The sequence below is a fragment of the Paenisporosarcina quisquiliarum genome (genome assembly GCF_043641925.1).
GTDB lineage: Bacteria > Bacillota > Bacilli > Bacillales_A > Planococcaceae > Paenisporosarcina > Paenisporosarcina quisquiliarum_A.
Map to the genome: position 1 here is coordinate 23,133 of NZ_JBHZRU010000006.1, position 25,749 is coordinate 48,881.

Sequence of the window (25,749 nt, forward strand, 5' to 3'; positions counted from 1 at the left end):
TTCTATATTTTGCGATCGACCATAATTCCAAGGAAATCACGCATAGCTGCATAAATATCCATCAACTTTTTCGATGGAATTTCTTTAACTAACTCATTTGTTTTAGAATCAACTATTGTGACATAGTATTCCTTTAAATCCTCATGGTACTGGAAACGTAAATTTGTATTTGTCGTCTCCATAAAGCGATTAATACTTTCCGTCATCTTTTTCGCTTTTTCTGCTGGTAATGGATTTTCTTGTTCTTGTGAAGGTTGACTTGATTGAAAAGATTCAGAGCTCACAGGCTGCACAAACATTTCAGGTGCTTCCACCACACTTGAAACTGAAGAATTTGAACTTACAGAACCAACAGGAATTGAAGCAGCTAAACGATTTAACATTGAATGAACCTCCTAATAATCATTATCTTGTTAGTTATATCGGTTTGATATGAGAATTGTTTAAAGAAAAACAGGATTCAATTGATATTTAAGTGAATGATATTGATTTTTTAATTCTACTAAATCATCGTTTAGTTTGAGAGCGTAAAATATCTTATGAAAAGGAATAAAGAGAATAAGGAAGACCTTTTCTTGAAGAATTAATTCACCACAAAGAGGACTTCCCTATGAACCATTTCACATCAAATATCATGCAAGCTCTAGTGAAAAAAGAGAACATCACTGAAGTATTCCGTTTGCACTTAGAAGCAGCGGTAAATACAATTCTTTAAACAGAGCTTAAGGTTTTCCTAGATTATGAAAAATACGATCGATACTGTGAATTTAAATAACAGTCCGTAGCTCCATATTAACGTTCAAACGACACCCTAGAGTCTTTTGTGATTCATATGTTCCAAAAAGAGGTGAAGGTAAGTGAAATCTCTGATTTACATGAAAAAATGTTTTGACACCATTACACGCCACAAACGATTTCCTATATGACAAAAACGAGAAGTGAACAAGTTGAAGCTTTTAAAACCCGTGCACTGGATTCTCACTATGTGTGCGTCTATTTTGATGCTACATATATTGCCCTTAAGCGTGACAATGTTTCAAAAGGAGCTGTCTATATTGCGGTTGTAATCCGTGAGGAAAGCTATAAAGAAGTACTTACATTTACGATTGTGCAACCGAATTTGCTCTCACTTGGTAAGAGTTGTTAGTAGATATTAAGGCTCTTAGTGCAAAAGAAATTCTTATGTATATTTCAGACGGTCTAAAAGGCAAACTAATCACATTTTTGAAATTTCCGTTGATTCTCAATATCAGTCATGTTGTGTTCATCTTTCTCGAAATATCGCACACAAAGTCAGTGGAACAAGTGTTTAAAAATTTATGAAGATTTCAAATCGGTCTATCGCTCTGAGAATCGTGAAATAGGTGTGAAAGCACTTGAAGATATCGTAAAAAAGTGGAAATTAGCCTATCCAAAAGTGACAAAATCATTAATGGAAAACCAATATATATTAACTTTCTACAGCTTTCCAAAATCGATCTGGAGAAGCATTTATTCAACGAATTTCATTGAGTCGGTTAACAAACAAACCAAGAAATATAGTAACCGTAAAAAGAGATTTCTTGTTTCTCAATCTGAAATATACTATCAAAAGTTTTCTACTGGATGTCATTTAGGTTTTAGAGCAAATATAAGAAAAGTTTTTCATTATTTACGCGAACTTCTTGAATATACCATTCCATACAATCTTTGCTAATATTTTCATTTTCAAAGCAACTCAGACATTTGTTCTAGAATATATCTTTGTTCTTTAAATCATCGTAAATGTTTTTTAAGGAATTTTCGTAAGATTATGTTAACTAGTTCCAAGAATGTTTTGGTGCTGGATGCATCATAAAATTAGATTCCTGGACTGTTTGGAGGATTTTGATTGGTAAGTGAAATCATTGAGAACCTGTCTTTAAGCAAAGAAAAAAGACACGAATCGAGTAAATCGATCGTGTCTTTTTAGTTTTAATTAACGTAGTAATTGAAGAACTCCTTGAGGCTGCTGGTTTGCCTGGGCTAACATTGCTTGAGCCGCTTGAGCAAGAATCGAGTTCTTAGTTTGAGTCATCATTTCTTTCGCCATATCTACGTCACGGATACGAGATTCCGCTGCAGTTAAGTTTTCAGAAGATGTGTTCAGGTTGTTGATTGTATGTTCTAAACGGTTTTGATTAGAACCTAATTTAGCGCGCTCGTCCGAAACAGTTTTGATTGCTGCATCGATAATAGTAATTGACTCTTGAGCACTTACTTGATCATCAACATCTAAGCCATCGATTCCCAAAGCTGCAGCTCTCATATCTCCAATTGATAGTGAAGTGGTTTGAGTTTCATTAGCACCAATTTGGAATTCTAATGCTTTACCGTTAACTGTAACTGCATTAACTGCATTACCAGTTAAAGTGTTGTCAATTGAAGCTCTAAAATCATCTAAACGTAAATTTCCATCAGTTGTCTGTAAATCAGTTACAGTGTATAAAGTAGCTGATCCCTTTGTAATTGTGTAATCTGCTTCCATTGCAAAATCAAACTGTACAGTACCATTTCCACTGCCATCTACTGCATTGAATGAGTTTGCTGCAATAGCAAGTTCTCTACCGCCACCTGAATCGAAAGTTGCGATACCAGTTGTGTCAAAATCAGTTAGTGTTTCAACAGCTACTCCATTAACAGTTAAAGTTAAATCCTTACGGCCGGATGTAGCACCATCAGAAACCAAAATTTCCATTTGATCTCCAACATCGTAGTTTGCCCCAGTGAAAGTAACATCAGTAGCAGCTAGTCCAGTATTTCCAGCACTATTAAGATTTGCAGCAGCTTTACTTACGTTTTGAACATCTACATTATAATCAGTACCTTCTTGTACCGAATTAAATGCAGTAAATGATTTAAGTGAAGAGTTATTTGTAGTTACACTTACATTTTGAGTTTGTGCACCATTAATTAATTTTTTAGTATTAAATTCTGTAGTAGTACCGATTCTATCAACTTCACTTACTAGTTGATTTATTTCATCTTGGATAGCATTTCGATCATCATTAGTAGCGGTACCATTCGAAGATTGTACAGACAATTCACGCATACGTTGAAGGATTGAGTGCGTTTCATTTAAAGCTCCTTCAGCCGTTTGGATTAATGAAATCGCGTCTTGAGAGTTACTAGAAGCTTGATCTAATCCACGAATCTGACCACGCATTTTTTCAGAGATTGCAAGACCAGCTGCATCATCCCCAGCACGATTGATACGAAGACCTGAAGCTAATTTCTCCATTGATTTAGATTGTGCATTTGAAGCACTTGATAATTGACGGTGCGTGTTAAGAGCTGCGATATTGTGATTAATTCTCATTTTTGTTTTCCTCCTTGAATTTGTGTTGCTCACGTCCTTGTGAGCGGATATGTAATTAGTAGAGACCGAGTCGGCCGAACCCCGCGTTCTACTGTTACAATAATAGTATCGGAAATAGTTTCAATTGTTTAATAGTATTTTGAAAATAAATTTTAAAACTTTTTAATGTTAGGTAATTCAGATGATAAAGCTTCAGTGTTTGCATCGGAAACTTCTGTTCTTAATTCTCCTCGAAGGATTTCAATCGTACGTGGTGCATTGATTCCTATTTTAACTTGGTCGCCTTTAACTTCGCTAATAATGATTTCGATTTCATCATTAATCCAAATAGATTCGCCAATCTTTCTTGTTAAGATAAGCATTTAATCACCCTTTTCCTTGTGAAATTGGATGTCTTAGTGGAAAATCTGTTTTTTCAATGATAGTTTGTTTTGCTTTTTTCAACTTCATATTAATGACAATAGGTGCTTTCAAATTCAATGTCGATTCTGAAAAAGGTTCTTTTACTGTAACAATAGATAATATCGCTATCTCTTCATTAGTTTTAATTGATAGAGAGTGAACTGTGCTTTCGTCTAAATCAAAACTATAACTCGTAAATACAAATGGATTTACGGTTACAAATGCTATGTGTGGATTATTGATTGACTGTAAAACTTGATAGACTGCATCGTCCTCTAATGGGATCAATGTAAATTTTTGTTCTTCTTCAAAACCTGGTAGTCCATGTTCGAAATGAATAGTTTGTGAATCGTCAATTTCGATTTCACCTAAAAATGCGGTTTGTATTTTCATATTAATTCTCCTCTTTTACCATGAAATATCAATGGATGGGTACTGTATCATTTCAGCAGTTACTTTGCCTGGTGTGTAGTCATGTGTCGGTTTATTTATTTGAGCTGATATAATTGGTTTTTGTTGCTCTGTTTGAATATCAACATTACCTGGGGTAAAGCTTACTTTTACACTTCCGTATGATGGTATGAATTTTATTCCCAGATCTTTCATTTGTCGGCCAGAACGATGAGCAATTGAAGCTAAAGCATTACCGCCATTTTCTATTCGCATCATTTCAGCTCCCTCCGAAGCACGTCGAGCTGTCCCTTCCGATACAGTCTGTCTACTGTAACTTGCTACTTCTTCCCATCTCTTCATAGAGCTTTTTAAATCTACATCAGCACGAGCTTGAGTGCTATCAATGTTGACCTGTGGTTTAGTAGTACGGAACGTTTGAATCCCTTTAGGTTGTTCTATTGAAAGTGTGGCTGGTTGCTGTGATATTCTTTGAACTGGCTTAGTAGTCGAAAGACCAAGTAAACCTTTAGTTGTTTGTACACTTAATCTTGGAATATCCATTTGATTCACCTCTTTTTAAAAAGCGCCTACGCAATAATGCGTATGGCGCTTTTTTATTTTAACGTATAAAGTCTGCTAATGAGGGTTGAATAATTTTCGCTCCTACCGACAAAGCTGCACGATGGACAGACTCTTGAGTAATCATCTCCGTGATTGATTTTTCGTAATCAATGTCTTCATTTTCAGACATTTGCTTCGTAGCGATGACACTCTGTGACTGAAGTCGGTTTTCCATTAACTCAGCTCGATTTTGACGTGCACCAATATCCGCTCTAGTAGTTAAGATATTATCCATTTGATCACTAATATCTTTTAAAAACTGGGAATAATCAGAACCTGTTGAATTTCCAGCAACCATTAAATCACTAATTTCTTTTAATTTAACATCAATTTCATTGAATACATCAATAACATTGGTATTAACTTTTAGTTTCACACCATCAAATACTTCAATCTCAACAGACTTCATTAATGCTGGATCAGATGGGTCAGTATAATTTGTCCCATCATGAAGTGGTGTGGTTGTTTTCGTACCACTAAAAATATATTTATTACCCACCTTGGTATTCGATATATTTTGAATGTGAGTACGAATTTGAGAAATCTCACTTTCAATCTTTTCTCGATCATCATTAGTTGTTGTATCACTGGATGCTTGAACCATCAATTCATTGACACGTTGCATAGCAGAACCAACTTTATCAAGAGCATCGTCCGAACTATCAAGTAAATTATGAACTTCACCTAAGTTACGTTGAAATTGTTCAACTTTTTCTAGTGATGAACGTAAAGCAATACCCTTCATTGCCACTACAGGATCATCGGAAGGTCTATTTACTTTTTTCCCAGTAGTAATCTGGTTTTGTAACTCACCCATCTTTGTATAACTATTCGACAAGTTTCTAAGCATATTACCTGAAAGCATTGATTGTGTTACGCGCATTGGTTGGACCTCCTATTAGTTTCCGACACGGCCCATGCCGTTAATGATTTTATCTAAAGTTTCATCTACTACTGTAATCATTCGTGCAGATGCGTTATAAGCTTGTTGGAACGTTATCATATTCGTCATTTCTTCATCCAAAGATACAGAGCTAACCGAAGCACGACGTTCAGCAACCGCTTGTTGAAGAGTAGCTGTATTGAACATCAAGCGAGATGCTTGTTGTCCGTCGACACCTAACTGACCAATGACACTTTGGAAGTATGTCTGAACACTAACTTCACCTAAATCTGATAAATTTTCAAACTTCATGTTTGCTAATTTCAAAGCGAAATTTCCGTTACCTGGTTCTGCATCATCTGGAGAAACTGTAGGAGCAGAATCTGAAGCTACTATTTTTCCAGGATCTTTGATTATTTCATTCGATACATAAATATTACTTGCATCAATGTTAGAATCTGTCTCATTGTCATCTACAAAAAACGCTTGTCCTGGTCGTCCATTAATATCTGATCCTTTCGGATATTCGGTAGTTCCATCCCCAATATGAATTCGATTGAACTCCTCAGCAAATGCTTTGGCCATTGTATTTAACTTTGTAATCATATCAGGGAAAAGCCCTTTAACTATATTCGAAGTAACACTTGTAAGTGGATCAGTATCAGTACCCGAAACATATCCATAGGAATTAGTAAGTGACTTTATTTTACCTAGGTCATAAAAATTGAGAATGTCATGAACTTCTGCAACTTCTACATCTGGAGTCAATGGGTCACTGTCATCATCAATTCCTACAGTAGGATTCATGTTTTTATCCAATAATGTCTCATTACCATTCGAATCTAATTGAACTAAATAGAATCCTTTAACAGCTCCATCCGGAGTTACATCACCTATTGGTTTGTTAACACTTGATGTTCTTAGTTGTGCGAAATCATTTCCATCCACAACTTTTAATGATGTTCCATCCTTTAACTTTATTGAAACCGTCACTGATCCTTCAGCTACTTTCAAAGCATTTCCACCTGATGGTGTATTCGAAGTTTCGATTGGGAAAAACTGCCCTAATTCGTCAAGTAGGTTATCACGTGCATCGTATAAATCGTTTGGCATATAGCCATTCGGTTCGATGGCTGTGATTTGACGGTTCAAGTCTCCAATTTGTTCAAGGATGGAATTGACATTATTAAGTGAAATGCCGATTTCTTTAGCGGCATTATCTTTAATTTCAGAAATTGATTTATGCATGTAGTTAAATGAATCAGCTACTGCGATTCCTCGTTGAACCACTACTGCACGTGCTCCACCGTTTTCAGGGTTTACACTTAGGTCTTGTAGTGATTTCCAGAATTCATCCATCGATTTAGCTAATCCGTAATCAGATGGTTCGTTTAAAACGTCTTCCATTTGAGAGATAGCTGACGATCGTGACTCCCAGTATCCTAATTTGTTTGACTCTTGTCTGAATTGGCTGTCTGTAAATGTGTCACGAATGCGTTGAACTGAACCTGCTTCCACTCCAGTTCCAATAAATCCTGGAGTCATTGGAGCGTTTAGACCTGTTCCAGGAAATCCAAGTGTCGGTTGCATGTTTACTCGTTGACGTGAATAACCAGCCGTATTAGCGTTAGCTATATTATGACCCGTTGTATATAAGGCGGTTTGTTGCGTGAAAAGGCCGCGTTTGCTTGCTTCAAGTCCCATAAACGTACTGCGCATGGTTTCGCCTCCTTAGGCTTGTGAATCGAAATAGATTTTATCTTTATTTACATTGTCGCCTTTTGCTTCCGTCCGTGAGTAATTAATTTGCTCGGGATGTGGCTTCAACATGTCTAGTGTTAAATTGACAAATTGCAACGACTGGTAAGTTAACTTTTGATTTAAGTCATTTTGAAATTTCAGTTGATCGACTGTTAGTAAAAGTCGATTACGAGATATTTTGAGTTGTTCTTGATCAGATGGCGACTCAGCTGCTTCCATTACTTCCATAACAGTTGGTGTGTCAGAAGGAGCAATTCCTTTTGCTCGAAGGTAATCCGTTACCACTGTCTGACGCTGTAGTTCAAGTTGTGAAATTGCCGCTACGTGCGCCTGCTCGTCCTTGAGCAGTTGATCGAGACTATCCATGTCTCCAGTTTTGATGAACTCGGTTTTCTTATAGGCAAGTTCAAGCAAACTTTTGTGTAGTTTTTCTAAGTTGTCTAACGTTTGAATGATTGTTTGGATCGACATGGAAAAAACTCCTTTAGTCAAATACAGAAAATGGACCGCCAGCGCGATTTAGAAGACGGTCATTTTATTTACGGTAAAATGCAAGTAAATCTCCTGCAACTTGCTTCGCATCCACTTTATAGTTACCTGATTCGATATCTACTTTAAGCTGTTGAATGCGCTCAGCTCTTTCCGTTGCGAATGATGAAGACTGCAATTCTTTTGCTACAGATGAAATTTGCAATTGATCAGCTGCTTGTTTTTTCGTTTGTTCAGCAGCATCTAGCTTTTGTGCTTGGCGTTTATATGGATTGACGGCATTGACGCCTACATTATTTATTTTCATAATGGTCTCCTTCCTTTTATGAGTGTCTACTTACTATTTCGGCTGATTTTGTGAATTGTTAAGGGTCTTTTGAAGGAAAATTAACTGTAGACAAAAAGGTCTATGTAAATTAGCATTCCACAAAAAAACGATGGCAAACATCGCCATCGAATTAATATTATTTACGATCTGAATGGTACGTTCCCTTATCTTGATTGGCAACTTTATCACGGAAGTCTTTTGCAGCGTCAAATGTTTTTAAGTCTGCTTTTAAATTCGATGTACAATTTTCACAAAGCTTCCCACTTGTAGTTAACTTCCCACAGTTATCACATGGATAACCAAGGTTTGGGAACAATGCCGGCTGCAGTCTTCCTTTTCGAACCCACTTGTGTAAAAGAGATTCTTTAACGCCAGTTACTTCACAGATTCGTTCTATATTCGCCGCACGATTTTCACGTTTACGCAAAAATTTATAGACGGTTTCATATTGTTGTTCCTCGATATTAGCACATTTTGCACACACATCACGCATCCCCGTGTAATTGAAAAATTCATTACAAGTTGGACAATTTCTTAATTCACCCATGTTGAACGCCTCCTGGTGTTGATGGTTGTTAGGAACATTGTACTCGGAGGAATGATTTTGGACAAGATGAATTTACACACGCACCAAGGTGAGGGCACTTACTTTTGATGCTCCAGCTTGCTTTAATATGTATGCCGCATGGTGCAAAGTCGTCCCGGTCGTGTATAGATCATCTATTAAGAGAATGGATTTTTCAGCAACATTTTCTGTAACTGTGAATAAAATCTCTGATTGCGTACGTTCTATTTTTGATTTCTTCCCTTGTGTTGTGTTCATAATTTTTTGTAATGGTTGTGTGAAAGGAATATCTGCAGCAACTAGTAATTCATCAACTTGGGCAAAAGTCCGTTCCTTCAGTTTTTCTGGATGCATCGGAATAGGAACAATCATAGCTGTTTCAGATTTTAAATGAACAAAATCTTCTCGGAATATTTTAGCCATCTCAACATCCTGTAGAAACTTATATTGATGAAGAACGTCTGTCATGAATTCGTTATAACAATAAATCGAAGTTAGCGAATCTAATGCACCTTCAAAAATCGTACCTTCCCAGTCTCGACGAAAATCTCTCATTTCAGCTTGTTCAAACTTATTTTGGCATTTATCACAAATTACTTGAGGCTGTTTAATCATGAATAGAGTTGACCATGATGGCTTTTCAATAAATTCGTTACTACAAACAAGGCAATTCATTTCTTCACCTTATTATGTTCCTCGATTAAATACTTCGCTTCATCCATTTCATTCGAAATCCCGTGATGGAAAAAGACGATATCGCCAGTTGGAAATTCAGGTGACCTACCTACTCTTCCGCAAATTTGAATTAAAGCACTGCTTGAAAAAATCGATTCATCAGCTCCAAGCACTGCAACTTGAAGATTTTCGATTGTGATTCCTCTTTCTAAAATGGTTGTCGTAAGAAGTCCTGGCACTTGTTTACTTCGCAGCATCATAACTTTTTCTTTTCTTTTGGAATCTTCGGCATGAACGGAAGGAATATTTTCGAATAAAGAGGATGCCTGCTCCATTAATTCAATCGTTGGAAAGAAAATGAGAAATGGCTCATGCTTATTCATTCTTTCATCCGTCCATCCCTTTAATTTACTTGGGTACTTCCCTTTCTTAATCTGCTTCGAATAATTCCATAACGATTCAAACCGAGGGACTGGTAAAGGATGACCGTGGAATCGGGAAGAAATGACTGATTTATTCTTTACCTCTCTCAGAAGGTCTTTCGATGGTGTTGCAGTTATATAATTAACCGCTGTTCCAAATTTCTTCGCTTTATTAACCGCAAATTTAAGTGAGTTGTCCATTAAATATGGAAAAGCATCCGCTTCATCGACAAAAATGACATCAAACGCATTCTCAAATCGATATAGTTGATGAGTCGTCGCTATGATTAGTTGAGCAAAACCTTCTTGATTTGGTGCTCCGCCATATAAGGCATGTATCACAGTCTTCGGAAAAACTTTCTTAAATCGCGGAGCTATCTCGAGCACGACATCCGTTCGAGGTGTCGCAACACACACTCGTTTCCCTTCCTTCAATAACTCCTCAATAATAGGAAACAACAACTCCGTCTTACCCGCTCCACAAACAGCATGAATCAGATGTGATTCATTGGACATCACACTGCGCAATAATTCATCAGAAGCACGTTGTTGGTTAGAAGTTAATGTTCCATTCCATGCAAATACGACCTTCTGTTTTATTTCCAATGAAGGTCCCTTCCAAGATATTAATTCTGTGCACCGACTAATTCTGCCCATACGAATACAATTTCGACAATAGAGGCACGAGCCTTCGCATTTGGCACAGTTGAATGAAGTTAGTTGGTGATTGCCGCATCGACGACAACTGTTTGTTTGATAAGAAAATGTAATAAGGGTTTTGACACTCGATTGAATGCCTGGGTAGGGGGTTATATTGCCTTGGGTTATTTCATTGTCTATGTCTTCTCGCGAAAACGGGGTATGTTCTCGCAGCCACATGCGACCTGTTAAAAATTGTTGAATCTCGTTCATGAACATCCCTCCAAAATTGGATTGACCTCATTCCTGTTTTCAGTTTAGCATGAGTTATAAAAAACACCATAATGAAACTTCCTCATCATGGTGTCCAATAATTTATTCAACTTTATCGCCAATAAAGAACACACTCGTTACTTTCCACTCACCGTCTTCATTCGCAAAGACAGTCACCTGACGACCCGAGCGATCTAACTCCGCCCCACTCGATTCTTGCACCATCGAAATATCGAAATTAGCAAATACTTGAGCCTGGTTCTTATCGTATTTTATCAATGTGATATTATCAGCAGTTCGGTCAACATCATATTCTTTGAAAGTTTTGCTAACTAATTGTTCTTCTTCAGCATACTCGAACCCTTCAGGTTCCTTCGCAATGACAGACATATAGGTTTCAACATCTTCATCATTGAAGGCTTTCATGTAAGTGTCGAAAGCCGAGAGGATAGCTTGTCTTTGTTCTTCTGGAACATTCGTCGCTTCCTCAATTTTGCCACCAGCCATTTCAAAACCAACTTCGCCTTGATCAGTTACGCCATGTTCTAAGGCATTGCTTTCATTTGGGGATTCACCGTCGTTAACGGAGCCGGAATTTGTCGACTCATCATTGTTACATGCCGTCAATAAAAGTGCAGTCATTGTTAATAAAAGTATATATGGATATTTCATCAATTCTCGTCCTCCTACTCGGTTATTAATTTTGGCATATTCATGCGTGAAACTCAATGATTATTGACTTGTGAAATTTATTTGAACATGCTATGTTGAAAACACCCCTATTTCCTCCTAAATTCTACTAAAAGGAGTGTTTCACAAATCGACTTCACACGAACCGAACCATCTATAATTCAAGCATACACAAGAGTTTTACATCGACTTCCCCTTGAGCACATATCCAGACACGATATCTTATCTAAAATCGATATGACGAGAGCAGGTTATAATGGCGAATGCCAAGTCGACCACTTCCTAAAACAGGTCAATTTCACAGAACCCTATGCGATATTAAAAGAAGTAAATTTAAAAAGTGATGGTGAATCATTCATTTCCATCGATACATTGATTATCACTCAGTCTTATATCTGTGTGTTGGAAATAAAGACGATTAAAGGCAAGCTTATGTTCCAATCAAATCCCCCACAACTATTAAAAGATGTCGACGGTGTCATTACCCCACTAAAATGCCCTGAACAACAAATTAACAGAAATGTAAAAAGACTGAAAATGTGGCTAGATAAGCATGGCATATCATTACCTATTTACAGCTATATCGTGCTACCTTACTCGAAGACACATGTAGCCCTCCCACCTAAATTCGCCAAAATTATTATGGGATGCGACATCAGTAGCTATATCGAAGAATTAAATGAAAAACAACCAATTATTTCCCTGGAAACTTTCGACAAACTGGTGAGGTCAATTTCTGAGATACAAGATAAATATTTCCCTCCTCCTCTAAGTAATCGTTATAAAATTGATTATCACCAAATACGAAAAGGATTAATATGCAGCTATTGTTTCAAGACAATTAAGAATGAAAAAAAATGCCCCAATTGTAAAAAATCGACGAAACTTGCGAAGAAGGAAGCGGTAGAAGATTGGTTCTATTTGTGGAAGGACAGTATTTCTAATCGAGAATGCTTGGAATTCTTAGGTTTAAAGGATGCTTTTGCAGCGAGTTATTTATTGCGGAGTATGAACTTAATACCTATTGGAAAAGGGCCTAGCAGAAAATATATATGGCAAAAATAAATTTCAGTTTTTTTTGCCATACTCCAAAGGCATTTTATAAGCGATATTACTAGATTACCTATAAAAATTACTAGATTAACAATCATTTTTACTAGATTAGCTTTCAAAATTACTACATTAGCACTCAAATTTACTAGATTCTCCCCTACACAAAAAAAATCCGCTCACAAAAGTGAGCGGATCCACATAATTATCGCACTTCAACCCAGCCATTTTTAATAGCTGTTACAACGGCTTGTGTACGGTCATTTACATTCATTTTTTGCAGAATGCTTGATACATGGTTCTTAACTGTTTTTTCAGAGATGAACAATGTTTCACCGATCATACGGTTACTTTGGCCATCAGTTAGTAATTGAAGAACTTCACATTCGCGTTTCGTCAACAAGTGGAAAGGACGACGAATTTCTGATTGGTGGAAGCTTCCTTTATTTTCACGTTCGCTTAAGCGACGGAATTCAGCAACTAGGTTACGTGTTACTTTTGGATGTAAGTAAGATCCGCCAGTTGCGACAACTTTAATCGCTTGAACAATCGCATCTGCATCCATTTCTTTTAACATGTATCCAAGTGCACCAGTTTTCAATGCATGGGTTACATAAGATTCATCATCATGAATTGATAACATGATTACTTTAGCGTCTGGGTATTGCGTCATTAATTCGCCAGTTGCCTCTACACCGTTTTTACGTGGCATGTTAATGTCCATTAGGATAACGTCTGGAGAATATTTTTCGTAAAGGCCAATAGCGTCTCCACCGTCTCCACCTTCAGCTAATACTTCAAATGAATCTTCAAAATCTAAAATCCGCTTTACACCTTCACGGAATAATTGGTGGTCATCTATGATTACAATTTTCGTCATCGTCATTTCCTCCTATATCGGCACAAACTTAGTATTTTTATTTTTCCTCAATTAATGGAATTCGAAACATCATCGTCGTTCCTTTGCCTGGTGAAGAAGTCACAGTCATTTCACCTTTTATCAAATCAATGCGTTCACGCATCCCAAGCAAACCAAATGATGAGTCTTGAACTAAGGTTGGATCAAAACCGGATCCATTGTCTTTCACCAGTATGTTCACAGCGTCATTTCGCCATTCAACCTTAACCCAAATTTGAGTACACTTCCCGTGCTTCGTCGCATTCGTAACCGATTCTTGAACTAATCGGAAAATGGCTACCTCATAATTACTAATGATTCGTCGATCTTCACCCATCGAATTGAAGTGTATTTCGCACCCCATGTTATATTCTTCGATAGTCATTAAGTATTTTTTGAGGGTAGGAATTAATCCTAAATCATCCAACGCCATTGGTCGCAAGTCATAAATAATTCGACGCACTTCAGAAAGTGCATTTCGAACCATAACTTTTAAATCGGCAAGTTCTTCAAATGCCTTCTCGACGCCCTTTTCTCGGTACGTACGTTCAATCAAATCGGAACGTAACAATACGTTCGCCATCATTTGAGCTGGACCATCATGAATCTCACGGGATAATCGTTTTCGTTCTTCTTCTTGTGCTTGAATAATTTTCAAGCTGAAGTCTTGTTTTAATTTTGCCGTTTCAAGGGCTTGTCCTACATTTTTTAGATCCGAAGTTAAATAATTCATAACAACATTCACTTGTGTAACGAGTTGATCTGCTCGCTGAATGGTTTCGAGCAACCCTTGCAATCGGCGTTCCAAATCGTCACGTCGTTCACGAAGTTGTTTTTCTTCTGTCCGATTAATGGACAATTTAATTTGTAGATTATTGGCTAATTCATATGCCTCACGTACTTGAACTTCAGAGAAAGTATTGAAATGCTTTGATACATCCGCTAATCTTGTTCGCGAATATCTTGTCTTCTCTTCAAGTAAATCGCCTTCAATAATTACCAACGCAATATTTTCTCGAACAATTTCTAATTCTTTTTTCATTTGTTCAAAGCTTTGACGGCTCTGTTCACTTATAATAAAGATATCATTTTTGGACTGGTCCATTGTATCGACCATTTGACTAAATATATAATCCAAGGACTTGATATCAACTCGATTCCCAGACATAATGATTCCCCTTTGTTGCTCGATTGTCTGATGGGTGACTTTTTATTCATACATGTACCATTCGTCACCTACGCCTTTTTTCCTGCAAGGGCTAAAACTTATTATAGCACTATGACTACATTTAAATATTAAAATTGCATGACAACTAGATGTCAGTGAGGATGTGAAGCGTTTGCGAAACGATTACAAAACAGTAAAAGGTTTTGGTGAGTCAGAATTAATTATACAAAAATCCCGCTTTATTACCTATGTAAACCGGGCAGAAACTGAACAAGAAGCACAGTCTTTCATTGATAATATCAAAAACCAGCACAAAAGTGCTAACCATAACTGTTCTGCGTACATGATTGGTGAGCATGACAATATTCAAAAAGCCAACGATGATGGTGAACCAAGCGGCACAGCTGGATTTCCAATGCTAGAAGTTTTGAAGAAACAAGGCTTAAAAGATACGGTGGTAGTAGTGACGAGGTACTTTGGGGGAATAAAACTTGGTGGCGGCGGCTTAATTCGCGCATATGGAAAAGCGACCACAGAAGGTATTTCCATAGCACAAGTTGTCGAACGAAAATTGCATTATATAATGAAGGTTTCAATTGACTACACGTGGTTAGGAAAAGTTGAAAATGAAATCCGCAGTTCTGAATACCCTCTCGATCGAATTGAATATGCTGATTTAGTAGAAATATATATCTTTGTGCCAGTTGATAATGAAGAAGTTTTTAGAGGCTGGATAACAGAATTAACGAATGGACAAGCTGATTTAGAGCATGTGGGAGAGGAATTTCTTGAGTTTGTCATGTAAATGATACAAAGTTTACCTTTTACGGAATGAATGAAACGCTGTATAATGAGGAGTACTGTAGATTAAGATGCAACCATATCTTAAATGCAGACGTCTTATTGAACGAGCAAGGATTAAACCTGCTCAGAGGAGAATTCAAATGAAACGAAAAGAATATCAAACCGTGTCACATAAATCGTCAAAAAAGTCATTGGTTTTAAAAATATCAATTATGCTAGTAGCTTCAATGTTAATTAGTCTAACTGCTTATGGTTTATATCTTCATAAAAAAGCTGAAACGGCTGCTGGAAATGCTTTTGAAGCAATCAGTAATAGAGAAAAATCAGAATTACGGGAAGAAGCTGTTAAACCACTTGAAGACAATGTCTCAATTCTCTTCGTTGGTATTGATGACAGTGAAGAGCGTGGTCAAGGAGATTCTAACAGTCGATCAGATGCGTTGATGCTTGCAACCTTAAATAATAAAAGTAAAACAGTAAAACTTGTTAGCATTCCACGTGACTCACTCGTATACATTCCAGAAGTCGGGTATGAAGACAAAATTACACATGCTCATTCTTATGGAGGCACTCGAGCAGCAATTGAGACTGTTGAAGAATTATTTGAGATTCCGGTCGATTATTATGTGAAAATGAATTTTGATGCGTTTATCGATGTGGTTGACTCATTAGGTGGTATTGAAGCAGAAGTGCCTTATGCTTTAAACGAAAAAGATCAGTTTGATCGTAATACTGTTCAACTTCAACCAGGTCTTCAAAAGTTAGATGGACGCGAAGCATTAGCACTTGCAAGAACACGTAAACAAGATAATGATTTGGAACGTGGGAAGCGTCAACAAATGATACTACAAGCCATAATGAAAGAAGCTTCATCAGCAAGCTCATTCACAAAATATGGAGATGTAATTGATGCAGTAGGCGATAACATGAAAACCGACATGACCTTTGAAGAAATGAAATCCTTCTTTGCATACATCAAAGATGGTATGCCACGAGTGGATACTCTTCAACTAGATGGTTTAGACGATATGTCTACCGGTGTTTACTATTGGTCTCTCGATCAAGAAAGCTTAGATGAAACTCGAGACATACTAAAAACTCATCTTGGAATAAATGGTGATTCATCTAGTTATACGGATCGTAGCTCTGAATCAGAAGCAACAGAATTTGCATCTGACCATGAACATTCTAATTAAATATATTAATATTTTAAGACTGACCAATTTTGGTCAGTCTTTTTTCATGCGGAATAAACCATTATATTACATTTCATGTATAATTAGAAAAAAGCACGATTGGAGTGATTGAATGAAAAGAACAGATTATCGAAAAGAAATATATTACCCATCAAAGAAATCGTTACTAATTAAAATATCATTAATACTCATAATTTCATTCGTATTGAGTTTGTCTGCATACGGTCTTTATTTGCAAAAGAAAGTCGAAACGGCTGCAACAAAATCGTATGTATCCCTTGATCGAAAAACTTCTCCCTTTCGTGGTGATGTTGTAGAACCCATTAATGATAATGTATCGATTCTATTTATAGGAATTGATGATAGTATTCTAAGAGATCAAGGTGATAATAAAAGTCGGTCCGATGCATTACTACTAGCTACATTGAACAAAAGAGAAAAAACAGTAAAATTATTAAGTATCCCAAGAGACTCATATGTCTATTTTCCAAACCAAAATTACAAAGATAAAATTAATCATGCATATGGAAAAGGTGGTCCCCTCTCCTCTATTCAAACAATTGAACATTTATTAGAAGTCCCTATAGATTATTATGTAAAAATGAACTTTGATGCGTTTATTGATGTGGTTGATGCATTAGATGGAATTGAGGCGGATGTTCCCTACGCTTTACATGAAAAAGATCAATTCGATCAGTTTACGGTTCAATTAACTCCGGGCTTTCAAAAATTAGACGGTCGCGAAGCGCTTGCATTAGCAAGAACACGAAAAAAAGACAATGACATTGAAAGAGGAAAGCGACAACAAATGATTTTAGAAGCGATCGTTCAAAAAGCTACGAAAGCCACTTCAATCACTAAATATGATAATGTCATTGAAGCTGTAGGCAATCAGATGAAAACGAACATGACATATGAAACAATGACTTCTTTTTTAACGTATTTTAAAGACGGAATTCCAAATGTCGATTCGATGTATTTACATGGTTTTGATGACACTTCGACTAATACATATTATTGGAGACTTGACGAAGAAAAATTAGTAGAAACAAAACAAATTCTTCAGCAACATTTAGAATTGTCTTCCGATTATCAAAATAATTCAGATATATAAAACCTATGACAAGGAAGAACTCCTGAAAGTAACTTTTCAGGAGTTTTTATTTGATAAAAGAAAAAACCTTATGCAAAATGCATAAGGTCATTTACCAATCATTCTGACGAAATTAATAAGTGGTCTATAATTCTTTCCAGCCAAGCCAACTGCTTCTACGAAGAGTTCAATAGCTACTAACATAACTGCTAACAATAGTATCGCACCCCAAACAGTGGCCTGCGAGAAAATCAGAGCAGCTAATCCAAACATGGCAGCTAGTGCATAAATAATTAAAACGGTTTGTCGATGAGTAAATCCAACGTTTAGTAAGCAGTGATGTAAATGTGATTTGTCTGCTGCAGAAAGTGGTTGTTTCATTCGGTATCGACGCACGATGGCGAAGAACGTGTCAGAAATTGGAACCCCTAACATGATAATTGGAATAACCAACGAGATAACGGTAATGTTTTTAAAGCCCATTAATGCAAGTACCGCAATCATGAAACCAAGGAACAACGCCCCTGTATCACCCATAAAGATTTTCGCTGGGTGGAAATTGTAAAACAAAAATCCTAAAGAACTGACCGCTAAAATTGCTGCCATTGCAAATACAAAGGTATTCCCCATCATTAGTGCCATTCCAGCAATTGTGATTAAAGCAATGGTTGAAACACCTGCTGCTAATCCATCTAAGCCATCAATTAAGTTAATGGCATTTGTAATTCCAACAATCCAAAGAATCGTTAATGGAATATTTAAATAACCAAAATCTAAAACTCCACCGAATGGAAGTTTAATAAAATCAATATCTAAACCACCATATATAACAATACCAGCAGCTATAAGTTGACCTAATAATTTTGCTTTTGCCGTAATTTCAAACATATCGTCGAGCACGCCAGTAATAATAATCATCAATGCACCTAAAATAATAAATGGTGCTGTTGGATCTTCTGGTCTTAAAATAAAATATCCTATTAAAAACGCACCAAATATGGCTAATCCGCCTAAACGCGGCATAATTCTCGCATGAACTTTTCTGTAGTTAGGTGTATCGACTGCTCCAATTCTGATCGCAAGCATTTTAACAAGCGGAGTCAACAGTATGGATGCGACAAATGCCAGAACCAGTGTAAGGTATAGCATTTCTTTCCTCCTCAAATATCTATCATTAAATATATCAAATCACTCATGATTATAGCATGAAAACTTACTTATTATATACTTTCAACAAAAATAAGCCTTTCATCCCATCAATATTTGACCTCTTATTATAATGTTACCTTTTAGGCCAGAATTTAAACTAGTTAACTAGTAGAACGTGCTTACTTTAATAAAGTTTCATTTTTTCCTTATTTTCCTTAAAATCCATTTTAATTCATCAAACTTAAATACATACATCAGCAACACGAAAGATAACATAAATATGGTAATGCCATATATAAATGTTAACCATTTTGAATCGAATGTCAGAAAAGTCGAAAGCCACGTAATACCTGATAACACTACATACATTAGAAACATCTTTATGCCACGACCTGAAGAAGAGATCAGCTTTAAGTCGTATTTAACATGTAAATACATCACAAGCATTATAAGATTAATAAATGCACTTATAAAAGTTCCCCATGCGATTGAAGTAGCACCTAATTCTTCTTTCAAAAGAAAAATGACAGAAATATTTATTCCAAATACACTTATTAAACTAAATAGTAATGGAATATGTGAATTTCCTTTTGCATAGTAAAATCGCGTAACATAGGTATTTGCTGCTAGTAAAAACATAGTGAATGTGAAGATTTTTAAAATAGGTGTTGTGTATTCTGTTGAATCCGAAGTGAAATTGCCATATTCAAAAATAATTCTTACTAATGTTTCCGAATAGAAAAAGGCAAAAATGGTTGTAGGAATCAATAATAAACTTAAATATTGCATTCCTTTTCCATATAAATCTTGTACAGCTTTTTCATCATTATTTCCAACCTTTTTAGTAAGTAGTGGATAAATGACTGTTGTAACTGCAGTCATCATCACAGCTTGAGGAAATTGAGTTAATTTAGATGCATAGTTTACAACTGCAATTGCACCCTCAGAAAAACCGGCAGCAAATATTCGTTGAATGATGATGTAAAACTGAAGTGATGCACCACCCAACATAATTGGTAATGCAATTTTCCATAAGTCCTTCGTGTTCCCATCAATATTGAACATAGGTTTTAGGGAATAGGTTCGAAGTTTTTTTATACCTATATATAAAAAGCCAATCATAATTACACTACTGATCAAAGCTCCAACACCATAACCTTCCGCACCCATGATGTACGTAAAGGCTACAGCGATTAATAAGAAAGAAGCATTATATATTAAAATAGCAAAACTAGACAAATGAAATTTGCTTTCTACGTTTAATACACCACTCATCCAAGTTGATAAAACTAAAAGAATGGTCGATGGCATCATCCAATAAAATAAGTTTCGAGAAAGTTCGTATTCTTGAGCAGATAAATCCCCAAAGAATAAATGTAGTAATGGATCCGTAAAGATAATAATGATACAAGTTAATAGCGTAATGGTTGTTAAAATTATGGTAAATGTTTGTCTGACAAAACTCTTAGAGTCCACAGTTTTTTTATTTACAACAGAAATAAAGGCAGTGGTTAATGCCCCGCCTACTACTAAATATAAAAAATTTGGGATCGTATATGCCGTAATGATACTATCAGCTACGAAACTTGTTCCATATTGGTACCCAATAACCATTTCTCTTAAAAAACCGAACAGTCGAGCCAATATATTAATAATAGCGACTGCACCAATAATCTTCATGAATTTATTCATTGAATTCCTCTATATCTTTGAATGTTTTTTATACAATTCAATCAGTTTTATAGTCAAAATCTCTTGATCATTTTCAATTAAAACTTTTTCCACAGCTTCATCAACATAATATTGTTCCCTTGGAGTATTTACCGCTTTCTTCATCTCAAGATATAAACTCTCACTATCTCGAGGCTTGATAAAATGACCAACACCATTAGTTAATAAATGTGCTAAACCACCTACTCTTGATGCAATTACGGGAATTTTACATGCAAGCGCTTCTAAAGCAACTAAACCAAAACCTTCTATATAAGATGGCAAAACAAAAACATTTGATGCTTGAAACCATGTTACCAATTCATTCTGAGGAATAGGATCAATGAAATGAATTTTATTTTTAAAATCGGGTTCTACTTCAGTGTAAAGTTGATCCACGAATTGAGATGATTTCTTCGATCCAATAATATATAGTAAGCTATTTGGCTCATCCAATTGCTGAAAGGCATTAATTAATTCACTTACACCTTTTTCTTTGATCAAATTTCCTACAAATAAAAAAATATAAGGTTCAAGTGGTATGTTCAAATCATTCCTTGCCTTTTCTTGCTTGGCTTCTTTAAAGACTTTACGATTCACTCCCATACTCATAACTGTAATTTTGTCATGAGGAATGGAAAAGTCCTTTTTAATTGTTTCAGCTAATTCTTCCCCCACCGCAATAACATGAGCAGCTTCTTTTAAGATGACTAGAGTAACTTTACGAATCCATTTATTTTTTTTTGCCATTTTGTCTATATCGCCGCCATGAGCAGTAACTAAATATGGAATACCAAAAGTTTTTTTTAGTAATAAAGAAAGTAATCCCGTTGGAAAAACATAATGAGCGTGTGAAATTTCAATAGTTCTTGAATTTTTTAATGCTTTTATTAAAACTTCATTAGACCATTTAGCATATTTTTTCAATACATTAAATTTCCCATTACTTGTATCAGTATTAACTCCTGTCAATACTGATATATTATTTTCCTTCAAAGTCTCAACTTGATTCTTTACGAATATACCAAAAGACAAATGATTTTTTGATGGATACATATTACTGAGAATAAACACTTTTTTCATAATTTTTATTTCACCGCTTTAAGCATTTGATTTTTCCCAATCATTGCCTCTTCATATAATCGATTGGACAGCAATTTTGTAGTAGCAATAGTTGAGTCCCAATTTTGATAGATTTGATTAAATCCATTAACGAAGAGATGCGAATCTTTATGAATATCATCGATATGATAAATGTATTCATCTAAGTTTGCGAGCTTCATGAAATCGGTAACCTTATGATGGTATCCTACAGCCATAATAGGCGTTTTTGTATCAGTAGCTAAAATGAGTGAATGTAACCGAGTTCCAATAATTAAATCTTGTTTAGCCGTTACTTCCATTAAATCAACAGGCAACAAGTTTTGGTCAATGATTTTCACATTTTCCTTGTGAGTCATTAATGTTAAAATATCTTTCGTTACATCAGCATCTTGAGGATATTTTGTCGCAAAGAATGTGATTTCCACATCATATTTGGTCGAAATTTCATCAAGATTTTTAGCCATACCTGTAATATAATTGTTGTATTTTTCCTCATTACCTTCTGGCCAATAAGCATTATTGTAGTATGGCACTGCAGTGACCCCAATTTTTCGAGGAAGTGGGCTATACTCTTGACGATCATAAAGTAGGCTAAAGGCTGGATCACCCATAACAAGAACTTCCTTACTAACACCAATCGACTTCAAAAGCTGTTTTGATTCAGGGTCCCTCACAGAAACACTTTGAGCATGCTTACACATATAGCGAATAAACCATTTGCCTAGAGACGTATTTAACGGACCTGCTCCACATCCATAAACAATATAAGGAACGTTCGAACTTTTTGCCATCATGGCATAAGACCCATATAATGGAGCTTCTCTTTTGTACAAGTCCATTAAAATTCCACCACCACCAATGATGAGTAAATCAAATGTTGCAACGATTTTTTTATTTTCTTTAAAGGTTTTCAAAAATGTTTTTGCCGGATTTCCATTTTTGTAATATAAGGGATAACTTTCTACTTCGTATCTCTTTGATGTTTGAGCTGGGTTATTACTAAATACTGTGATTTGTTTTGAGTGAATGTTAAATGTATCTTTCACTTGTTGAATGACACTCAAAAGAATGGCCTCATCACCATTATTGTCATTCCCATAATTACCTACAATTCCAATTTTCATTTCGCATACATCCTTCGGTTTGATAATAGTTGATTATAGCATACATAGACAACAAAACTCCTCAGAAGATATGAGGAGTTTTGTAACATTATTTATGAATACTTCTATATAGGAATACACTGAAGTGCATTCGACTAACTGGTAAACCTGGTTTAAATGTTCCATCTAAATATCCTGTAGTCACTTCATTATAGGCAAGAGTTCTTATTGATAAATCAGCCCAATGTTCTGAATTTACATCTGAGAACTGCACACTTCCAGCTCCAGTTAATTTGTAAGCTTTAACTAATATGGCAGCCATTTGAGCACGTGTTAAAGTACCACTCGGATCGAAAGTTCCGTCCCCTTTACCACCTACTATGTTTGCTTGATAAACTGCAGCAATTTCATTGTAATAAGGATGTGATACCTCTACATCTGTAAAATTCGGATTAAGTGGATTAGAAGTATCTAAATCTAATGCTCTACTTAACAGAACTGCTGCATGTGCTCTTGACAATGTATCTGAAGGTTTAAAATACCCATCGAGATATCCATTAATTAAATTATTATCAACTAAGTATTTAATCTCTTTTAAATACGTATGTTTGATAGAAACATCATTAAATAAATCTTCTTGATAAGCAGTGGTATAGATAGCTTGTAACTTATCAAAATATAACACGCCTTTAGATTGCTTACTTAACGTTGGTTGAGCAATATACAAGCTTTCTATTTTGATAGGTGCATTGATGGAACTTGGAATAGGGGCTTCAACGTACTTCCAGCCATTCCAATTGAGTCCATCGTTTTCAGTAAAACTAATTGTGTGCAATGCACCACTGTTGTCTATGACTCTACCTCTTAACCAATTTTCATTTCCATCTCCAAATACCCACACACCAATTTTCAATGGTGCTCCTGGCATTTCAATTGGTGAAGTTCGATTCATATATACAGCTGCAGTTCCACTAGTATTCCCAGTCATATCGTATGATAATTTTAAAGAACCACTACCTAATTTAGTAGGATCTGGGGACTTAGCTAATGAAATTGTTGAACTTGCATTTGCTTGTGAAGAAACCCAACCATTTGCTGTATCCAAACTACTGATTAAATAGGAGTTTCCTTCAAAGGCTAATTTCACTACTATTTCTTTGCTAACTTCCTTTGTTCCTAATTTTGCTTTAATAATACCTTTTCCTAATTTTCCATTCGATTTGAAAACACCTGAACTAGAAATAGTCCCAATATCTCCTTCAGTTGACCATGTTAATTGGTTTGGAGAATAAATTAGGTTATTATTCTCTGAATCTTTTGCTGTTGCTTTAAATGTCATAGACATATTCGGCTCTAATGTAGATGCGGTAGAAGAAATAGTTAAAGTTGATGGAGCATCTACTACTTTAACCGGAAATGATTGGCTTGCATTATCATAATTTATACTTACCCGATCTTCTCCCGATTTAATACCGGTGTAGTTTAACCCATTTGAACTAATTAAAGAAGAACCACTCGTAATTTTGACATTAGAAGTGTTAATATTTAGCGGATTATAAAATTGATCTAAAACATAGTTTACTTTTAGATTAACAGTAGCACCAACTAAAAGAGTACCGATTTGATCACGACTTGCACTAATTCGACTAGCCATTCCTGTCGGAGCTGTGCTAATAGCCTCTAGAATTGCGGAAACTCTTCTTTCGTAACCATCAGATGGACGATTTGCTAAAACTACGGTGTTACTGCCATAATTGCGAATCCCCATTGTAGTGGAACCACCACCATCTAAATTGATCGCTCTATCAAATCCAAGTTTCGCTAAATAATTTGCAAATTGAGTTAAAGACATCCCTTTACTAAAACTATCTAGGCGACCATCAACCGTAATTAAATTTACTGTCTTCTTATCTTTACTGATAGCAATTGCACTTCGAGGTGCAAGTTCAGTTGCTCTATAGTTGGAAGTATCCATCGTTATATAAGGCTTTCCGTCTAGTAATAACATTGGGCCACTAGCAAGCATAAATTGAGAGTCTTTCCACTTTGGATTAATATCAAAAGAAAGTTTAATAGTTTCATTCAAACTTGTATTTTGAAAAATATCCATCCATTTTGTTCCATTCACGGATAATACAAAACCATTTTTCGGAATTTGTATTTCTTCGGTTGATCCATAAGGACGAATATAAGTTACTTTCCCTTCAAGAACTTGACCAAAATGATTAGAAGTTACTGGAGCTGAAGTTTCCACTACAATTTCCATTCCATATGAATTAGATCCTGTTGTTGCTTTTAAGTGTTGCGGAGTAAATATAATCGCTTCGTTACCTTGACGCTGTCTATTTAAACCCGTCAAATCATGAGTAATTCCACGATATTCAGCTTTAATATCAAAGTCGAAATTTTCGATATCCGCATTTCCATCTGCTGTAATACCGAATGCGATTGGTTCACTTACGTAATTGGAACGAGAATCAGATATGACACCACCATTTACGATTTCATTATTTTGAGAAATTAAATAAAGTGGCATATTATTGTTAGTTTCAAAAAATGAAGCATTAACAGCACCTACTACGCGATTACCTTCACGAGTATGTAAATTCGAAATTTTTGTCGTTGTCGTTAATTGATTTGTAGGAGAAGGTAATCCTACAGCTAATTTCGTATAAGGGTCATTCAAATTAACTGAAAGGTGATTGATTGAATTTGTAAAACTATTAATATATGTATATTGTTTATACACTACTCCACTAGAAAGTGGATAATCCTTTTTCACGTCTTGAAATGCGTGTGTCGATAAGGGACTTGTAAAAAGAAAACATGTAACAACAAAAGTGTAAATTAACCATAACCATTTTTTATTCATAAGAAACGCTCCATAGTACTTGAAGCTTCCACACCGTCCTTTCTATATTTCCAAATTCAAGCATAGCAAATATTGTCATCTACTTCTATGAACCATTTGGGTCATTCGCACAAAAAAACCCAGG

General features: G+C 35.7%; 24 protein-coding genes and 1 pseudogene. 5 read left to right on the forward strand and 20 right to left on the reverse strand.

The window, feature by feature from the left end; all coding sequences use genetic code 11:
* Window positions 1-2: 2 nt before the first annotated feature.
* Window positions 3-383 carry a flagellar protein FlaG gene (gene flaG / locus ACHUE4_RS06135; RefSeq protein WP_394188496.1) on the reverse strand — a complete coding sequence of 127 codons (381 nt, stop codon included), beginning with the start codon at window positions 381-383 and terminating at the stop codon, window positions 3-5.
* A 227-nt stretch (window positions 384-610) separates the two neighbouring features.
* Between flaG and ACHUE4_RS06140 the strand changes: the two are divergent.
* Window positions 611-1,696: pseudogene (locus ACHUE4_RS06140) on the forward strand (IS256 family transposase).
* 261 nt (window positions 1,697-1,957) lie between these two features.
* Here ACHUE4_RS06140 and ACHUE4_RS06145 read toward each other — a convergent pair.
* The 12 genes from ACHUE4_RS06145 to ACHUE4_RS06200 form a co-directional block, all read right to left on the reverse strand.
* Window positions 1,958-3,337 (reverse strand): flagellin N-terminal helical domain-containing protein, encoded by a 1,380-nt coding sequence (locus ACHUE4_RS06145; RefSeq protein WP_394188497.1) that lies wholly within the window; start codon window positions 3,335-3,337, stop codon window positions 1,958-1,960.
* Window positions 3,338-3,489: 152 nt separating this feature from the next.
* The gene (gene csrA, locus ACHUE4_RS06150) at window positions 3,490-3,699 is read right to left on the reverse strand and encodes a carbon storage regulator CsrA (protein WP_394188498.1); all 210 of its coding nucleotides are present in this window, start codon (window positions 3,697-3,699) and stop codon (window positions 3,490-3,492) included.
* 4 nt (window positions 3,700-3,703) lie between these two features.
* Window positions 3,704-4,132, reverse strand: coding sequence for a flagellar assembly protein FliW (gene fliW / locus ACHUE4_RS06155; RefSeq protein ID WP_394188499.1), 429 nt, complete (start codon window positions 4,130-4,132; stop codon window positions 3,704-3,706).
* A 15-nt stretch (window positions 4,133-4,147) separates the two neighbouring features.
* Window positions 4,148-4,693, reverse strand: coding sequence for a DUF6470 family protein (locus ACHUE4_RS06160; RefSeq protein ID WP_394188500.1), 546 nt, complete (start codon window positions 4,691-4,693; stop codon window positions 4,148-4,150).
* 58 nt (window positions 4,694-4,751) lie between these two features.
* Window positions 4,752-5,636, reverse strand: coding sequence for a flagellar hook-associated protein FlgL (flgL, locus tag ACHUE4_RS06165; RefSeq protein WP_394188501.1), 885 nt, complete (start codon window positions 5,634-5,636; stop codon window positions 4,752-4,754).
* 15 nt (window positions 5,637-5,651) lie between these two features.
* Window positions 5,652-7,355, reverse strand: a complete 1,704-nt coding sequence (flgK, locus tag ACHUE4_RS06170) for a flagellar hook-associated protein FlgK (RefSeq protein WP_394188502.1) — start codon at window positions 7,353-7,355, stop codon at window positions 5,652-5,654.
* 12 nt (window positions 7,356-7,367) lie between these two features.
* Window positions 7,368-7,868, reverse strand: a complete 501-nt coding sequence (locus ACHUE4_RS06175; RefSeq protein WP_394188503.1) for a flagellar protein FlgN — start codon at window positions 7,866-7,868, stop codon at window positions 7,368-7,370.
* A gap of 64 nt (window positions 7,869-7,932) precedes the next feature.
* A complete protein-coding gene (gene flgM, locus ACHUE4_RS06180) occupies window positions 7,933-8,193 on the reverse strand; it encodes a flagellar biosynthesis anti-sigma factor FlgM (protein WP_394188504.1) in 261 nt (86 codons plus the stop codon).
* A gap of 157 nt (window positions 8,194-8,350) precedes the next feature.
* Window positions 8,351-8,761 (reverse strand): TIGR03826 family flagellar region protein, encoded by a 411-nt coding sequence (locus tag ACHUE4_RS06185; protein ID WP_394188505.1) that lies wholly within the window; start codon window positions 8,759-8,761, stop codon window positions 8,351-8,353.
* Between the two features lie 72 nt (window positions 8,762-8,833).
* The gene (locus ACHUE4_RS06190) at window positions 8,834-9,454 is read right to left on the reverse strand and encodes a ComF family protein (protein ID WP_394188506.1); all 621 of its coding nucleotides are present in this window, start codon (window positions 9,452-9,454) and stop codon (window positions 8,834-8,836) included.
* Window positions 9,451-10,788: an ATP-dependent helicase ComFA gene (locus tag ACHUE4_RS06195; RefSeq protein WP_394188507.1), complete on the reverse strand. Its 1,338-nt coding sequence runs from the start codon at window positions 10,786-10,788 to the stop codon at window positions 9,451-9,453. The genes ACHUE4_RS06190 and ACHUE4_RS06195 overlap by 4 nt, the downstream gene beginning before the upstream one ends.
* Before the next feature lie 102 nt (window positions 10,789-10,890).
* The gene (locus ACHUE4_RS06200) at window positions 10,891-11,460 is read right to left on the reverse strand and encodes a nuclear transport factor 2 family protein (RefSeq protein WP_394188598.1); all 570 of its coding nucleotides are present in this window, start codon (window positions 11,458-11,460) and stop codon (window positions 10,891-10,893) included.
* 255 nt (window positions 11,461-11,715) lie between these two features.
* Between ACHUE4_RS06200 and ACHUE4_RS06205 the strand changes: the two genes are divergently transcribed.
* The gene (locus tag ACHUE4_RS06205; RefSeq protein ID WP_394188508.1) at window positions 11,716-12,543 is read left to right on the forward strand and encodes a nuclease-related domain-containing protein; all 828 of its coding nucleotides are present in this window, start codon (window positions 11,716-11,718) and stop codon (window positions 12,541-12,543) included.
* 190 nt (window positions 12,544-12,733) lie between these two features.
* Here the strand turns inward: ACHUE4_RS06205 and ACHUE4_RS06210 are convergent, their stop codons facing one another.
* Window positions 12,734-13,408 carry a response regulator gene (locus ACHUE4_RS06210; RefSeq protein ID WP_394188509.1) on the reverse strand — a complete coding sequence of 225 codons (675 nt, stop codon included), beginning with the start codon at window positions 13,406-13,408 and terminating at the stop codon, window positions 12,734-12,736.
* A 37-nt stretch (window positions 13,409-13,445) separates the two neighbouring features.
* Window positions 13,446-14,594: a sensor histidine kinase gene (locus ACHUE4_RS06215; protein WP_394188510.1), complete on the reverse strand. Its 1,149-nt coding sequence runs from the start codon at window positions 14,592-14,594 to the stop codon at window positions 13,446-13,448.
* 172 nt (window positions 14,595-14,766) lie between these two features.
* Here ACHUE4_RS06215 and ACHUE4_RS06220 point away from each other — a divergent pair, with 172 nt between their 5' ends.
* The 3 genes from ACHUE4_RS06220 (at window position 14,767) to ACHUE4_RS06230 (ending at window position 17,708) form a co-directional block, all read left to right on the forward strand.
* Window positions 14,767-15,399, forward strand: coding sequence for a YigZ family protein (locus tag ACHUE4_RS06220; protein ID WP_394188511.1), 633 nt, complete (start codon window positions 14,767-14,769; stop codon window positions 15,397-15,399).
* Between the two features lie 139 nt (window positions 15,400-15,538).
* Entirely contained in the window at window positions 15,539-16,594 is a 1,056-nt protein-coding gene (locus ACHUE4_RS06225; RefSeq protein ID WP_394188512.1) for an LCP family protein, read from the forward strand.
* Window positions 16,595-16,706: 112 nt separating this feature from the next.
* The gene (locus ACHUE4_RS06230; RefSeq protein ID WP_394188513.1) at window positions 16,707-17,708 is read left to right on the forward strand and encodes an LCP family protein; all 1,002 of its coding nucleotides are present in this window, start codon (window positions 16,707-16,709) and stop codon (window positions 17,706-17,708) included.
* Window positions 17,709-17,795: 87 nt separating this feature from the next.
* Here the strand turns inward: ACHUE4_RS06230 and ACHUE4_RS06235 are convergent, their stop codons facing one another.
* The 5 genes from ACHUE4_RS06235 to ACHUE4_RS06255 all read right to left on the reverse strand — a co-directional run bounded on the left by ACHUE4_RS06235 (window position 17,796) and on the right by ACHUE4_RS06255 (window position 25,625).
* Window positions 17,796-18,836 (reverse strand): glycosyltransferase family 4 protein, encoded by a 1,041-nt coding sequence (locus ACHUE4_RS06235; protein ID WP_394188514.1) that lies wholly within the window; start codon window positions 18,834-18,836, stop codon window positions 17,796-17,798.
* Window positions 18,837-19,031: 195 nt separating this feature from the next.
* On the reverse strand, window positions 19,032-20,528 hold the full coding sequence (gene murJ, locus ACHUE4_RS06240) for a murein biosynthesis integral membrane protein MurJ (protein WP_394188515.1): 1,497 nt from the start codon (window positions 20,526-20,528) through the stop codon (window positions 19,032-19,034).
* Window positions 20,529-20,537: 9 nt separating this feature from the next.
* Window positions 20,538-21,629: a glycosyltransferase gene (locus tag ACHUE4_RS06245; protein WP_394188516.1), complete on the reverse strand. Its 1,092-nt coding sequence runs from the start codon at window positions 21,627-21,629 to the stop codon at window positions 20,538-20,540.
* A gap of 5 nt (window positions 21,630-21,634) precedes the next feature.
* On the reverse strand, window positions 21,635-22,774 hold the full coding sequence (locus ACHUE4_RS06250) for a polysaccharide pyruvyl transferase family protein (protein ID WP_394188517.1): 1,140 nt from the start codon (window positions 22,772-22,774) through the stop codon (window positions 21,635-21,637).
* An 88-nt stretch (window positions 22,775-22,862) separates the two neighbouring features.
* A complete protein-coding gene (locus ACHUE4_RS06255) occupies window positions 22,863-25,625 on the reverse strand; it encodes an S-layer homology domain-containing protein (RefSeq protein ID WP_394188518.1) in 2,763 nt (920 codons plus the stop codon).
* Between the last annotated feature and the right edge of the window lie 124 nt (window positions 25,626-25,749).

Bases quoted from the DNA above. Each gene is read 5' to 3' on its own strand.
- flaG (WP_394188496.1), bottom strand. From the start codon at position 383: ATGTTAAATCGTTTAGCTGCTTCAATTCCTGTTGGTTCTGTAAGTTCA.
- ACHUE4_RS06145 (WP_394188497.1), bottom strand. From the start codon at position 3,337: ATGAGAATTAATCACAATATCGCAGCTCTTAACACGCACCGTCAATTA.
- csrA (WP_394188498.1), bottom strand. From the start codon at position 3,699: ATGCTTATCTTAACAAGAAAGATTGGCGAATCTATTTGGATTAATGAT.
- fliW (WP_394188499.1), bottom strand. From the start codon at position 4,132: ATGAAAATACAAACCGCATTTTTAGGTGAAATCGAAATTGACGATTCA.
- ACHUE4_RS06160 (WP_394188500.1), bottom strand. From the start codon at position 4,693: ATGGATATTCCAAGATTAAGTGTACAAACAACTAAAGGTTTACTTGGT.
- flgL (WP_394188501.1), bottom strand. From the start codon at position 5,636: ATGCGCGTAACACAATCAATGCTTTCAGGTAATATGCTTAGAAACTTG.
- flgK (WP_394188502.1), bottom strand. From the start codon at position 7,355: ATGCGCAGTACGTTTATGGGACTTGAAGCAAGCAAACGCGGCCTTTTC.
- ACHUE4_RS06175 (WP_394188503.1), bottom strand. From the start codon at position 7,868: ATGTCGATCCAAACAATCATTCAAACGTTAGACAACTTAGAAAAACTA.
- flgM (WP_394188504.1), bottom strand. From the start codon at position 8,193: ATGAAAATAAATAATGTAGGCGTCAATGCCGTCAATCCATATAAACGC.
- ACHUE4_RS06185 (WP_394188505.1), bottom strand. From the start codon at position 8,761: ATGGGTGAATTAAGAAATTGTCCAACTTGTAATGAATTTTTCAATTAC.
- ACHUE4_RS06190 (WP_394188506.1), bottom strand. From the start codon at position 9,454: ATGAATTGCCTTGTTTGTAGTAACGAATTTATTGAAAAGCCATCATGG.
- ACHUE4_RS06195 (WP_394188507.1), bottom strand. From the start codon at position 10,788: ATGAACGAGATTCAACAATTTTTAACAGGTCGCATGTGGCTGCGAGAA.
- ACHUE4_RS06200 (WP_394188598.1), bottom strand. From the start codon at position 11,460: ATGAAATATCCATATATACTTTTATTAACAATGACTGCACTTTTATTG.
- ACHUE4_RS06205 (WP_394188508.1), top strand. From the start codon at position 11,716: ATGACGAGAGCAGGTTATAATGGCGAATGCCAAGTCGACCACTTCCTA.
- ACHUE4_RS06210 (WP_394188509.1), bottom strand. From the start codon at position 13,408: ATGACGAAAATTGTAATCATAGATGACCACCAATTATTCCGTGAAGGT.
- ACHUE4_RS06215 (WP_394188510.1), bottom strand. From the start codon at position 14,594: ATGTCTGGGAATCGAGTTGATATCAAGTCCTTGGATTATATATTTAGT.
- ACHUE4_RS06225 (WP_394188512.1), top strand. From the start codon at position 15,539: ATGAAACGAAAAGAATATCAAACCGTGTCACATAAATCGTCAAAAAAG.
- ACHUE4_RS06230 (WP_394188513.1), top strand. From the start codon at position 16,707: ATGAAAAGAACAGATTATCGAAAAGAAATATATTACCCATCAAAGAAA.
- ACHUE4_RS06235 (WP_394188514.1), bottom strand. From the start codon at position 18,836: ATGCTATACCTTACACTGGTTCTGGCATTTGTCGCATCCATACTGTTG.
- murJ (WP_394188515.1), bottom strand. From the start codon at position 20,528: ATGAATAAATTCATGAAGATTATTGGTGCAGTCGCTATTATTAATATA.
- ACHUE4_RS06245 (WP_394188516.1), bottom strand. From the start codon at position 21,629: ATGAAAAAAGTGTTTATTCTCAGTAATATGTATCCATCAAAAAATCAT.
- ACHUE4_RS06250 (WP_394188517.1), bottom strand. From the start codon at position 22,774: ATGAAAATTGGAATTGTAGGTAATTATGGGAATGACAATAATGGTGAT.
- ACHUE4_RS06255 (WP_394188518.1), bottom strand. From the start codon at position 25,625: ATGAATAAAAAATGGTTATGGTTAATTTACACTTTTGTTGTTACATGT.